The organism is Psychrobacillus sp. INOP01 (genome assembly GCF_018140925.1).
GTDB lineage: Bacteria > Bacillota > Bacilli > Bacillales_A > Planococcaceae > Psychrobacillus.
Genome location: NZ_CP073315.1, coordinates 1,073,910 through 1,087,149 on the forward strand (window position 1 = coordinate 1,073,910; position 13,240 = coordinate 1,087,149).

Below are 13,240 nucleotides of genomic sequence, written 5' to 3' on the forward strand. Positions count from 1 at the left end.
CTGAATTCTTGAAGATACAATTAAATAACTTTATTATCTCAACTGAGGCAAAGTTAGCTGAACCAAGTTAAACTATCTGTACTTTTAAAGAGCGACGTAATATTTTTCCTGTTGTATTCTTAGGAAGTTCCTCTATGAATTCGAACTTCTTAGGTACTTTATATTTTGCGAGTTTTTCTGCACAATAGTCATGTAATTGTTGTTCTGTTAAAGTAGAATCTTTTTTCACAACGAACGCAAGAACTTCTTCTCCAAAGTTGGGATCTGGTATGCCAATAACAGCCGCTTCTACTATACCAGGATGTGAAAATAGGACTTCCTCTACTTCACGAGGATATACATTATATCCCCCAACAATTATCATATCTTTTTTGCGATCGACTATATAGAAATAGCCTTCTTCATCTTGTCTCGCAAGATCTCCAGTATACAACCATCCATTACGAATAGCACTTTCCGTTTCTTCTGGCATCTTGTAGTAACCCTTCATAACGTTTGGTCCTCGAACGATTAGTTCACCTACTTCGCCTACTGGAACTTCTTCTCCAAGTTCATTGACGATTTTATTTTCAACGTTTACAATATTTGTTCCGATTGAACCAGGCTTACGATCACGATCGATTGGGTTAAAGCATGTCACCGGTGATGCCTCCGACAAACCATATCCTTCAGATACACGAACATTGAACTTGTTTTCAAAATTGTGTAACAGTGCTACTGGTAGTGAAGATCCCCCTGAAATCGCTAAGCGAATACTAGAAAAGTCTTCAACGTTTGCATCCGGAAATTGATAAAGGAAATTGTACATCGTCGGAACACCTGCAAACACGGTCGCTTGATGCTCTTTCGTCATGTTGAACACTTCTTGTGGACTAAATCTCGGGATTAATAGTAGTGTTGCACCCATTAATAATGGTGCATTCACAACAACTGTTAGCGCAAACACATGAAATACAGGTAAAGTGGTGATTACACGATCCTCTGTATTAATCTGCAAGTATTCTGCAACATCACGAGCATTTGAATAAATATTATTGTATGTTAGCATAGCACCCTTTGGATGACCAGTTGTCCCGGAAGTATATAAGATTACTGCAATATCATCTGGATCTGTTTCCACTGCAGAAGTACCCAAGGTAGATGAAGAAATCAGCACTGAAAACGGTTTCACTTTTATCTTCAAGTTTTCTGGTAAAGCAGCTAGTTTTTGAACAGTATCAGGTTGTGTTTCACAAATAATATAATTTTCAACCGATGTGAATACCCCGGCAGCTTTCTCCACTAAAGGCAATAGTGCATCAAGAGCAATGATCACTTTAGCATCACTGTCTTTTACAATATAACTGATTTCATCTGGTGAATAAATTGGATTAATCGGAACTGCCGTAGCACCAATTCGCATAGTAGCATATAAAGAAATTAAAAAATGTGGTGAGTTCCCCAATAAAAAACCTATATTATCCCCTTTTTCCACACCAATTGACTTTAATGCCCCCGCAAATAGTTCCACTGACTGATCGAATTCTGCGTATGTAGTATCTTTCCCCATAAAATGATAGGCAATCTTCTTTGGATGCTCATTGGCAATCTGTAGAACACTTGAAACCAAACTCATACTCTCGTCTCCCATCTTTTTTGAATGAATGACCATTCATTATCCCCATATTCATTATATAAGAAAAGTTTTGACAATTCAAGAAAAACTAGAATGTAGAATACTAGAGGTTAATAGATAAATTTTAAAAAAGAAGGTTACTTTCATAACCTTCTTTTCATCATTGAATATGGGCAATATATCTCCAACGGATCAAAAAGAAATAAGAAACTTGAATAATCGTGAATGCTATCAACACAAGTAGCATTTCCATCGCAATTGAAACTGCGGCTATATCCACCCAAAATGCTTGTAAAAACATAAATGAAAACGTACTATGCAGCATAGCTAATCCCCAAGGTAAGAAAAACTGAGGAATTAACTGGCGATTTACGATTTTCACTAGTTCCCTATCCGTAACTCCCATTCTACGAAGTACACCATATTGTTTTTTATCACGCTCAAGATCGGTATAAAGCTTAAAGTAAACAAAACTTCCAGCTGCAAGCAACAATACAGCTGCCACGAGTAAACCTGTAAATAACAATAAAGAGAACGTAGCTCGGATGATAGAATAGTTTGAGCCAGGATTAAAGTAATAGTAAGAGTTGGGATTTACATCTGAAGTTCCCATGGTTTGCGTCATAATTCTATCTAAGTCAGTTCCAACATCCTTCGTACGAAGCCACTCGGAAACGTGAAAAGCATAAAATGTCATGCTAGATTCTCTTAAGCCATACCCATACAAAGGCTCGGTAATAAGTTCATAATCCTCATCGCTAATGATTAATGTTCTATCTTTGATAGCAAGTGAAGGGAATATCAACCGATCATAAACTCCTTTAATTTGAATAGGTATACTACTTTCCTCTAACACCGTTTGCTCCTCTTCTATCCTTAAAGCTGCATAATCATCACGCGTATTCGGTATGATTATTGCTTCCCCATTTTGTAGGTCAATCAATGGAATTTTCAACGCAACCGCTAAACTATTCACTTCAGACTCTTTTATAAGATTTACTTCGTTACTTAAATTGGAGGAAGTTTGTTTTTTTACAGTGAACTTAACCAACTCGTAAGACAAACCTTCCAATTGAAGCTCCTGTGATAATTTCATCACATGCTCTTCCTCAAAGGGGTTATCCCAATTACTAGAATAGAAAATACTGACTGGATTCATTTCCCGATATTGCGTTGTAAAAGAAGTAAACGAGGTAACGACACCAACCGATAGAAAGGCTATAGTTGAAACAACCGTTACTATAAAAAACATTCGAGCATTTTCTCTTATTTTAATAGAACCTTCCGCAAAAGCTATCAATCGAAAAGAACGCCAGTACAAATTCTTGCGTTTTCGAATAATTCCTAACAAATACAAAACACTATCTGTATAGAAAAGATAAGTACCAACCAGTGCCAGTATAATAATGATAAAGCTCATATATATTTTAATTTGAAAAAGAGATAATATAACCAAACTATAAGCAGCTAAGAGTAGTAGCAATCCGGACATTGCCCTTCCCTTACTATAAGCCTCTTGCTCATTTTGTTTACCAAATCCCTTTAGAAGCTGAATAATATTCTTTTTACGAAGAAATACAGAACTACTAAACGAAATAATGATAAATAACGATAAAAAAATAAATATAGTTAATGCAAAGGGTTTCCATGACAGATACAAAGGTAGACTATCCAGGAAAAACATCTCTCGAATTACCATAAAGAAAAACTTAGAAAAAGCAAATCCAAAAAAGATACCTACTGTCGTTGATATAAACCCTAAAATCATCGTCTCTAAGAAAATCATCCGATTAAGCTGACGCTTGTCCATCCCTAGATTGAGAAGCACTCCAAATTCCTGTGAACGTGCCTCTAGAAAAGCACTCATAGAATAAAATAAAAAAAACAAAGTAAATATAATCAGAATGACCTGTGCTATGAACATTCCGCCAAATGCGATATTCTTTAAAAATTGATCCTCAATATCAGGGTGAAACATTAACATAGAATAGACAAAAAACACTAAAACCGAAAAGATACTCGCCAATAAAAATGCAGCATATACGCGAGCATTTCGAATGACATTATGATAAGCGAATTGTCGAAAGGTCATTTACATTTCCACCTAGTAAAGATAAGACATTTAAAATACGTTGAAAGAACGTTTGTCTTCTGTCATCTTTATAAATTTCATTAAAATACTCACCATCTTTTATAAAAAGTACTCGATCACAATAACTTGCAGCGATCGGATCATGTGTCACCATAATAATGGTCGTATTACTTCTTTTGTTTACAGTTGATAGTAGTTCTAATACATCCCTCGCAGCTTTTGAATCCAGATTTCCTGTTGGCTCATCTGCCAGTATAATAGAAGGCTCATGTATTAATGCTCTGCCAATAGCAGTTCTTTGCGCTTGTCCCCCTGAAATTTCGAATGGTCGTTTTTCTAAGATAGTGGTTAAGTCAAGCTGTTCCGCAATCCTATTAACTTTTTGTTTCATGACACTTACGGGCTGTTCATCTAATGTTAATGGTAATACCATATTCTCTTCCACTGTTAATGCTGGGAGTAAATTAAAATCTTGAAATACAAAACCAAGCTGTCTTCTTCGAAATAATGATAGATCATTGCTTTTCAATTGCAATGGATCTAAGCCATTAATCATCATATCTCCTGAAGTTGGACGATCTATCGTTGATATCAGATTGAGCAATGTTGTTTTGCCACTCCCTGAAGGGCCCATAACTGCAAGAAATTCTCCTTTTTCGACCTCGAAGCTCAGTTGATTAATCGCTAGATGCGCTACTTTCCCCTCATAAACCTTCGTTATTTCTTCCATCATCAATATCGACATCGAGCTCACCTCGTTCTGCAATTTCTTGTTGTTCAAATACAATCGATACAGTCGTTCCTTCTCCAACGGTTGATGCTATTTTCATCTCATGCCCTAATCTATGACAAATTTCCTGTGCCAAATATAATCCCATTCCAGTAGATTCGCCAGTTTTCCTTCCATTTTCCCCAGTGAAAAATGCTTTCGTCACCCTTTTCATATCTGAGACAGGTATGCCAATTCCTTCATCCCTCACGGACAAAATAACGTGATTATGTTCAAAAGAAGTTTCAAAGTATACCTTTTTATTTTCCTCAAATGTATATTTGATTGCATTCGTTAAAAATTGAGTTATAACAAACCGTAACCACTTCGAATCTGAAGTAACCGTACATTCTTCCACAATGGAAATAACCGGGAATACATGACTTCCTATAAATAAACGCTTATTACTGGAAACAACCTCCGTAACAAGCTGCTTTAAGTCAATTTGCTCAATTTGCATATCTTCTTCAAATGTATCTAGACGGGCATTCATCAAAACTGCTTCCAGACCACGCTTCAGTCGATCCATTTCCTCAGAAACACCTGCTGCATCAACTTGATCATCCCCTTGGGTCATCAGCTCTATAACCGAAATAGGGGTTTTCATCTGATGCACCCAACTATTCATAAATTGTAGATGTCTATTTTGCCTTGCATATAGTAGCTGTACTTCCTTTTGATATAAACGATAAATATGTTGCAAATACTTCTCGACTTGTTTTATCTCTGGCGACTGAGCCTCCTGTTGCAATACAACCTCTATCTTAGTAGGTACCGAAAGAATCTTTTTATAGAATGTATATTTTTTAACAAATAATGTTCCTAAAAAGGTAATTGTCAATATACTAGTAATAACAATGGAATACACCGCAGTATCTACATTTCGGAAGCCATCCAGCCAATATAAAAGCATCACAAATAATACTAATAAAACCTGAAACACTAAAAAGACTAAATGCTCTCTTATGAACAATCGAATCATATTATGACTCCTCCGGGCTTAGGATTAGTCGATACCCTGCTCCTCTTACAGTCTCAATCGTTGACAAAACATGATAATCACTTAGCTTTTTTCGAACTCTTGTCATATTTACATTTAATGTATTTTCATCAACAAATGACTGGTCATCCCAAAGCTCCTCTAATAGATGCTCTCTAGTCACTAGCTTCGGATAATTTCGTAATAATAATTCCAATATCGTACACTCTTTCTTTTGGAGAGGAATTTCACCATGTACAGTATGTAACTCCATGCGTTCCATATAAAGCTGTAATCTACCAACCTTGACAACTCTTTCTTCCTGCTTTGCGGCATATTCACCATATGTTCTTCTCAAATGGCTTCTTATTTTAGCTAAGACGATTTCATAGTGAAAAGGCTTCGTGATAAAATCATCTCCACCATTCTCTAGAGCAAATATTTGATCCATTTCACCAGATCTCGCAGAAACGAATATAATTGGGCAAGTAGTTAATTGGCGCAATTGTCGACACCAATAATATCCATCATACGACGGTAAATTTACATCCAACAAAACAATATGTGGATCAAACGCAGTAAACTCCTCTACTATTTGATCAAAATCCTCGATGGTATGCACCTCGTAATGATATTTCCTTAAAGTATCTGCAAGCAAAGATGCAATCTTTCGATCATCCTCTACAACTAACACACGATGCGTCGTCACAATAATCCTCCTCCACAAAAACGGTTCTTACTTTATCATATCAAAAAAGAGCCCAACATACGTCAGACTCCTTCCCCATTTCTTAATAAATTAATTGAACAAGCTCTTCTTTTGTAATACCACCGAAGTATTTAGGTACGTCTACGTTAGTTAATGCTGCTTCAATGCCTTCTTTGCTATATGGTTTGCCAGTTAATAGCTGTTCAACTTCCGCCATATCACCTACACCGAAGAAATCTCCGAAGATTTTCACTTCTTCAATCATACCTTTGTTTACATCTAAACGAACATCTACACCACCAACTGGGAAGCGATGCGAATGCTTCATATTGAATTTAGGTGATTTACCGTAGTTCCAATCCCATTGTTGATAACGTTCTTCCGAAAGCTTATGGATATTCTCCCAGTCCTGATCTGTTAGCTCCCAGTATTGAATATTCTCTTCTCCTTCAAAAATAGACGCAAGAAGTTCTAAACGGAATTGTTCAACTGTCATTGGATTTTCTAGTAGGTCGATTATATTAGTGACACGACTACGGATTGATTTTATGCCTTTAGATTCAATTTTTTCCTTGCTTACCTTTAAGGCAGATACAACTGCATCTATTTCTGTATCAAACATTAACGTTCCATGACTGAACATGCGTCCACGAGTTGAATATTGAGCATTTCCAGAGATTTTTTTCCCTTCAGCCAAAATATCGTTTCTGCCGGACAGCTCTGCATTTACACCCATTTTTGCAAGTGCATCTATAACAGGCTGTGTGAACTTTTTAAAGTTACGGAAGCTTTCTCCATCGTCCTTTGTTAAAAAGCTATAATTCAGATTTCCTAAATCATGGTACACAGCACCACCACCGGAAAGTCTGCGAACCGGTATAATTCCATTTGTTTCTACAAAATCAGTATTTATTTCTTCAATGGTATTTTGGTTTCTCCCAATAATAATGGAAGGCTGATTTATATAAAACAGAAGAAAAGAATCCTTTTCAACGTCCATTGTGTTTAATGCATACTCCTCTATTGCTAAGTTAATACGTGGATCTGTAATTCCCTTGTTATCGATAAAATACATGTTCATCTCTCCTTTAAGATTATTTTATCAAAAGTTCCGATAAGATGTTGACAAATCGAACTGTGTTATAATACAATAACAATAATTAAATTAGTTATATAACAGATGGAGGTGGAACAACTATGTTAGAAAACGTAATTGAATTTTTCCGTAACCTACCCGCGAAGAAATGTGCTACATGTGGTGAAGCAATTGAAGAACAACATGAATGCTACGGGAACCACTGTGATAAATGCACGACACTATAATAATTGAAAGAAATGCCCACTAGATACTCCCCTTTCTAGTGGGTTTTTTTATTCCATTTCTAAGAACATACAATAAAAAAAAGTAACCTTAGAAACAACGTAGATTTCTGCTACAGCGGACTCTTTTCATGAGCATGGCACCACTCTCCCGGACCAACAAAATGTTGGTCATGAAGGCATTGCCTCAGGAAGAGGCGTCTTTAGCCTTCCTGCGCAAGGCCTTCAACTCATGCTATTGTTGCTTTAAAATAAAGATTGATCACAAATACCTCGCTAACCCATATTTTACGATAAATAAAAAGAAACCATTTTGAAAAAAACATTGATCAAAATGGTTTCTTATCCAGCAAATTCAAATGTAGGTTTTATAAAAAAATAACAAAGAATCAAACTTTAATTCAAAGCCACACCTGATATCATACTTATGTTCACTCAACAAGTAGTCTCCTCAAATGACCACTCTTTTGCATGTTTCAAAGTTATATCGATAAAGGTTGATAAAGCTGGGGAGACCCACTTGTTTTTGTGATAAGCGACTTGAGAATAGATTTGCTTAAAATCACCATCGCAAGGGATAACTTTTAACTTTCCTTCCTTTATTTCATCAATTACTGTCATTAAAGGTAAACACGCAATACCAAGTCCACTCATTACACAACGCTTCATCGCTTCTACACTCCAAAGCTCCATCGTTTGAGAAGGTACGATTCTACGTTCACCAAGGTATTCTTCAAACATCGTTCGGTAACTGCATTCTTTCTCGTTTGTAATCAAACACTCGCATAACTTTTGATTTTCGTAGCTTTTATCTAAAATATTCAACGAACAGTCAAAGCCACCAACAAGGACAATAGGTTCGTCCAATAACGAATGAACAATTAAATCAGCATCCTGTAACTGTGGCAACAAGACAAATGCAATATCTGCACTCCCATTAAGGATCGCTCTTTTGTTATCTCCACAGGTGGCATTATTTAAACTGATATGTACATGAGGAAACTTTTTTCTATATTCTCTTAATATTGGTTCTAGGCGGTATACAGTTAAAGATTCCGGAGCTGCAATCTTTAGCTCTCCTCTCGTGTCCTCTCCATCACTCGTAATGCTTTCGATCTTTCCGTAAGTATCTAAAATCTCTTGCGTATAGGGCAATAAATTTTTACCGATATCAGTCAGTCGTACTTTTCGACCCATTCGATCAAACAGTGGGGCCCCTAAATGTTCTTCAAGTGCTTGAATATGAGACGTCACCGTGGATTGCGTGTAACCTAAATGTTCTGCTGCTTGGGTAAAGCTACCCGTTTCAACAATCTTTTTAAACGTAACAAAATGGCGTATTTCCATCATTTCACCAACCTTTTTAGCTTTTGTTTCTATGTTATCAAAAAAATCAATGGATAGCTTCGCAAACTTCAATTTTACTAATAATTAATCGTAGGTTAATGTAGAAAAGTGAATGTTATGAAAACGTCGATAGAAAGAAGGTTTAGTTTTGAAACGTATACACTATAGCTGGATTGTCCTTGGCGTAACATTTTTCTCCATAATTGTAGCCGGAATTGTGGTGGCTTCTACAGGAGTTTTTATAAATCCTTTTGAAAAAGAGTTTGGCTGGGATCGATCTGTTATTACACTAGCTTTTGCCATTAGTATGTTTTTATACGGCATATCAGGTCCGTTTATGGCAGCATTACTTGATTCGATTGGTTTAAAGAAAATGATGATTATCTCTATGGCAACTGTGATGACAGGTCTTATACTAATTTTTATTATGAATCAGTCATGGCATCTAATCATCATTTGGGGAATTATTATAGGGCTAGGATCAAGTCTTTTTTTAACGGTATTAAGCCCATATGTCGCGAATCATTGGTTTGTGAAAAGAAGGGGTCTTGCAGTAGGAATATTAACTGCTAGTACAGCAACAGGTCAGTTAATTTTACTTCCTGTTTTAGCGGCTATTATAGAAAGTTATTCATGGCGCTGGGCGATTGGTTTAATTTTAACCCTCAGTATCATTATGCTTATCATGATTCTTTTATTTATGAAAAACACACCTAAGGATGCTGGTGTACTTCCATATGGACTTGAAGAAGAACTACAAGAAAGCACGGACGGGCGAAAGGAAAATCCTATTGTTGTTGCATTCAAAGGTTTATTCGAAGCTGTAAAAGTGAAGGAATTTTGGTTGTTAGCAGGTAGTTTCTTTATTTGTGGGCTTTCAACGAGTGGCTTAATAGGAACACATTTTGTTTCGTATTGCATAAGTTTTGGAATTCCTTTGATTACTGCGGCTTCGATTCTTTCGTTTATGGGGATTTTCAATCTAGTAGGAACAACTTTATCTGGTTGGTTATCGGATCGTTTCGATAATCGATGGCTATTATTCTGGTATTACAGTTTAAGAGGGGCTTCTCTCGTTCTACTTCCTTATGCGTTAAAAGAAGGTTCTGTTACGATGCTAGTTCTCTTTACTGTATTCTTTGGATTAGATTGGATTGCAACTGTTCCACCAACTATTAGTATCTCAAGACAAATCTTCGGTATAAAAAAAAGTGGAGTTATTTATGGTTGGATTTTTGCATCCCATCAGGCAGGAGCAGCCACTGCAGCTTATGGAGGGGGGCTAATTTTCAAGTTTTTTAACTCCTATACTTGGGCATTCTTTTTGGCAGGAGTTTTCTGTTTATTAGCAAGCTTGTTTGTCATCGTTATTAAAAAACAACATTCAATTCCATTAACTAAATAAGGAAAAATGAATTAAAAGCATTTCAATTAATGAAGATTTTTGAAGAATGTTCAAAATTGGTCAACTACGTTTTAACGTTAGAGGAAGAGCAATTGCATTTTTAGAATTGATGTATTTGAAACGTTCGACTTTAAAGCAACAGCTGGAAACAACTGAGCTTCAATCGATTAATCCAATTTTGGTTCAATAGCGACCCTGTGTTAGAAACACTGAAAAATGAACACAAGCAAACACCCCAAGGATTAAATCCTTGAGGTGTTTGCTATTTAATATAAATTTATGCTTTTACAGGTTCTCCGTCGAATACTTTAAGATCCATCGGTGCGGCCATGAAAGCTTGAGCTTTTTGAATGAAAGCTGTGAAATGTTCACTCGTATTATGGGCTATAGTAGCCTCAACATCTTCCCAAAGTTCAACCATTGTATAATGGTAATCTTGGTAAGTTGATTTCATCAAATCATAGCTAATGTTACCTTTTTCAGCTCTTGTTGCTGAAAGGAGTGTTTTGGCTTCTTCCAAAAATGCTTGTTCTTGATCCATTTTCACCTGGAGATGTGCATGAATTATAATCATAGTAATCATCCTTTTTATTAGATTAATTGATTTAAAGGATTATACTTGATAAGATCCATTTCAATTGATTTGTTTAAAATTTTAGTATTCACTAATATTATTTTGCATACGATTGAGCATGTCAGATAGGGATACCAATTCTTCTGGATTAAAATCATGAAGCATTTGGTTCACGAAATTAATCTTTTCTTTTTTGTAACCAACAATTTGCTCGCGCCCTTCCTCTGTAAGACGAACAAATATCTCTCGATTATCGTTAGGATTTCTTCGTCTTGTCACCATTCCGTTTGCCTCAAGTTGTTTTAGATGACGAGTAATAGCAGCACTATCTATATTAACAGCTTTTTGCAGGGTGGACTGATTGATTTCATCTGTTTCATAAAGCTGATGAAGCAATTCATAGCGTGATGAGCTAATACCTGTGCACCGCTCAAATTTAGGGCTAATTTGATTATTAAGCCCTTTAAGCAGATGTAAGATTTGTTCATGATTCGAAAGTGAACAACGCATCAATTGACCTCCTAAGTAGTTTATGAGGCCAACATATACGAGCGTCTACTACTTTATTGAACCCTCAATTATTGACCTGTCAATAAATATAATACAAAATTTTTTAAACTACAACTCCAAACGGTAACTTATCCAAGTGTAATTGTGATAAATCAAAATAAAACATACCAATTTATATTCAATAGATTCTATCTTATTTCCATATTGTAGTTGTATCGACTGGCAAGCGATACGATTGATAACCTTCATTAATGGCTTTACCAATGGAAATTAACATAATCGGTATATAACGATCTTTTTCCAGACCATAGGCTTCGGCAATCTTTTCTTTCTCATAACCACCGATAGGATTCGTATCATATCCGTAAGCTCGAGCTACTAGCATGAGTTGCATTGAAACAAGACCTGCATCTAGCATAATTATATCTTTCATTTGCTCATCGGACATATTTTCATAGAGCGGTTTAAAATAATTTAATTGAGCTTCTTTAACTTCTTGAGGCATATATCCAAGTTCAACTGCTTTGCTATATATTTCTTCGGCATAATCAAAATTATTTCGGTCACCGAAGACAGCGATTACCGCAGATGAGCTTAATACTTTATCCTTGTTGAATTTTGAAAGCGTTGCAAGCTTTGCTTTTCCTTCTTCGCTGTCAATGATTATAAATCGCCAAGGCTGAAAATTAATAGAAGATGGGGCTTTTGAAGCTTGAGCTATAATTTCGGTCATTTCTTCACGGCTAATTTTAACCGTAGGGTCATATACCTTAATGGAACGACGACCGTATACAATTTCATTGAAATCATTCGTTTTTTGATATTTATGCATTGTGTAGGTACTCCTTTTTTTATATTAATTGATGCATCAATTATTGATACGTCAATTAATATAATATAAATTAGAGAAATATGCAATACATAAGTTCTATTGCCCAAATTTATTAAAAAAAATTGGCTCATTACTAAAAAGATGTATTTGTCTAGTAGTAACTTTTTAAAAACGGATGAAGGCAAAATTTATAATGAGTTCGGTGCTATACCGAACTCATTTTGAGCAAGCTGCCTGATGAAATAACCGTGTCTAACTTTTAGGAGTCTCTTCATTTACAGGGATTTTAATGATTAATTTTTCAACAAAGTGTCTATAAAATATTTCCTATTAGTCTAGCGTAGTATCCTTTTTTCCTTCGCCTCTTTCAACCACATTGGGAACTCATCCAATAATTGATTGTATAAATCTTCGTCTGAAACTTTCTTTAAGTCATCTAGATGAAAGAAATTCGCGTTATCAACAATTCTACCTTCCATCGTATCTAATTTTCTTAAAACGTCAAAGTTGGAGTCGCCTATGCCGACGAATTGCCAAAAAATAGGTTGGATAGATGATTCTACAATGAATTTTTTTATACCTGGCTTACATCCACCATCATTGATAAATACTAAGAAAACAGGTTCTTCGCTCGGTTCTTCTTTTATATACTTCCTTATAACATCTTCCATCACTTTCGGTTCATCATTTCTCCCGAATTTATGAATACTTTCATTCATTAGAATCTGCTTTTCTACATAATTAGTAAAATCTTTTTCAGTAACTGATGGCAACCGTGAAAATTCGTTGTCGTATACCCAAACATCTAACGAGCCATCATCGTCAAATTGACTAGCTACCGCTAATACACGTTCCACTGCTTCTTGAACAATACCTTCTTTATATAACTTCCGCATAGAACCTGAAATATCTAGCACGATTCCGACTTTAGCAACAACACCCGTTAATTTCTTCTTTTCTAATACAATACTAGCTGCACTCTTTTTTAATGAAATAGTACTCATATTTTCCCTCCTAGGTTTTCTAATTAAAGTATACCGAATATTTAGTATTTTACGAGTTTACACCTAATTTTTTGTTTTAATAAA

14 protein-coding genes are annotated in these 13,240 nt (G+C 35.6%); 3 read left to right on the forward strand and 11 right to left on the reverse strand.

The window, feature by feature from the left end; all coding sequences use genetic code 11:
• Positions 1-67: 67 nt before the first annotated feature.
• From KD050_RS05420 to KD050_RS05445, 6 genes are all read right to left on the reverse strand, one after another.
• On the reverse strand, positions 68-1,630 hold the full coding sequence (locus KD050_RS05420; protein WP_370627221.1) for a fatty acid--CoA ligase family protein: 1,563 nt from the start codon (positions 1,628-1,630) through the stop codon (positions 68-70).
• Between the two features lie 145 nt (positions 1,631-1,775).
• Positions 1,776-3,707, reverse strand: coding sequence for an FtsX-like permease family protein (locus tag KD050_RS05425; RefSeq protein WP_211895208.1), 1,932 nt, complete (start codon positions 3,705-3,707; stop codon positions 1,776-1,778).
• The gene (locus KD050_RS05430; protein WP_211895209.1) at positions 3,679-4,452 is read right to left on the reverse strand and encodes an ABC transporter ATP-binding protein; all 774 of its coding nucleotides are present in this window, start codon (positions 4,450-4,452) and stop codon (positions 3,679-3,681) included. Before KD050_RS05430 ends, KD050_RS05425 begins: the two co-directional genes overlap by 29 nt.
• Positions 4,412-5,458: a sensor histidine kinase gene (locus tag KD050_RS05435; protein WP_211895210.1), complete on the reverse strand. Its 1,047-nt coding sequence runs from the start codon at positions 5,456-5,458 to the stop codon at positions 4,412-4,414. Before KD050_RS05435 ends, KD050_RS05430 begins: the two co-directional genes overlap by 41 nt.
• Before the next feature lies 1 nt (position 5,459).
• The gene (locus KD050_RS05440) at positions 5,460-6,164 is read right to left on the reverse strand and encodes a response regulator transcription factor (protein ID WP_211895211.1); all 705 of its coding nucleotides are present in this window, start codon (positions 6,162-6,164) and stop codon (positions 5,460-5,462) included.
• 82 nt (positions 6,165-6,246) lie between these two features.
• Positions 6,247-7,239: a lipoate--protein ligase gene (locus KD050_RS05445; RefSeq protein ID WP_211895212.1), complete on the reverse strand. Its 993-nt coding sequence runs from the start codon at positions 7,237-7,239 to the stop codon at positions 6,247-6,249.
• 122 nt (positions 7,240-7,361) lie between these two features.
• On the opposite strand from KD050_RS05445, the gene yhfH reads away from it, so the two are divergent.
• Positions 7,362-7,487: a protein YhfH gene (gene yhfH / locus KD050_RS05450; RefSeq protein ID WP_211895213.1), complete on the forward strand. Its 126-nt coding sequence runs from the start codon at positions 7,362-7,364 to the stop codon at positions 7,485-7,487.
• Positions 7,488-7,919: 432 nt separating this feature from the next.
• On the opposite strand, the gene KD050_RS05455 is transcribed toward yhfH, so the two are convergent.
• Positions 7,920-8,834 carry a LysR family transcriptional regulator gene (locus KD050_RS05455; protein ID WP_211895214.1) on the reverse strand — a complete coding sequence of 305 codons (915 nt, stop codon included), beginning with the start codon at positions 8,832-8,834 and terminating at the stop codon, positions 7,920-7,922.
• A gap of 145 nt (positions 8,835-8,979) precedes the next feature.
• Between KD050_RS05455 and KD050_RS05460 the strand changes: the two genes are divergently transcribed.
• Together KD050_RS05460 and KD050_RS05465 are read left to right on the forward strand one after the other, a co-directional pair.
• On the forward strand, positions 8,980-10,236 hold the full coding sequence (locus KD050_RS05460; protein ID WP_211895215.1) for an MFS transporter: 1,257 nt from the start codon (positions 8,980-8,982) through the stop codon (positions 10,234-10,236).
• A gap of 46 nt (positions 10,237-10,282) precedes the next feature.
• Entirely contained in the window at positions 10,283-10,426 is a 144-nt protein-coding gene (locus KD050_RS05465) for a hypothetical protein (protein ID WP_211896398.1), read from the forward strand.
• Between the two features lie 87 nt (positions 10,427-10,513).
• Here the strand turns inward: KD050_RS05465 and KD050_RS05470 are convergent, their stop codons facing one another.
• From KD050_RS05470 to KD050_RS05485, 4 genes are all read right to left on the reverse strand, one after another.
• Positions 10,514-10,810, reverse strand: coding sequence for a putative quinol monooxygenase (locus KD050_RS05470; RefSeq protein WP_211895216.1), 297 nt, complete (start codon positions 10,808-10,810; stop codon positions 10,514-10,516).
• 81 nt (positions 10,811-10,891) lie between these two features.
• Complete coding sequence (locus KD050_RS05475) at positions 10,892-11,320, reverse strand: MarR family winged helix-turn-helix transcriptional regulator (RefSeq protein WP_211895217.1); 429 nt, start codon at positions 11,318-11,320, stop codon at positions 10,892-10,894.
• A gap of 193 nt (positions 11,321-11,513) precedes the next feature.
• Positions 11,514-12,152, reverse strand: a complete 639-nt coding sequence (locus tag KD050_RS05480; protein ID WP_211895218.1) for a nitroreductase family protein — start codon at positions 12,150-12,152, stop codon at positions 11,514-11,516.
• 335 nt (positions 12,153-12,487) lie between these two features.
• Positions 12,488-13,156 carry a vWA domain-containing protein gene (locus KD050_RS05485; protein ID WP_211895219.1) on the reverse strand — a complete coding sequence of 223 codons (669 nt, stop codon included), beginning with the start codon at positions 13,154-13,156 and terminating at the stop codon, positions 12,488-12,490.
• Positions 13,157-13,240: the final 84 nt, after the last annotated feature.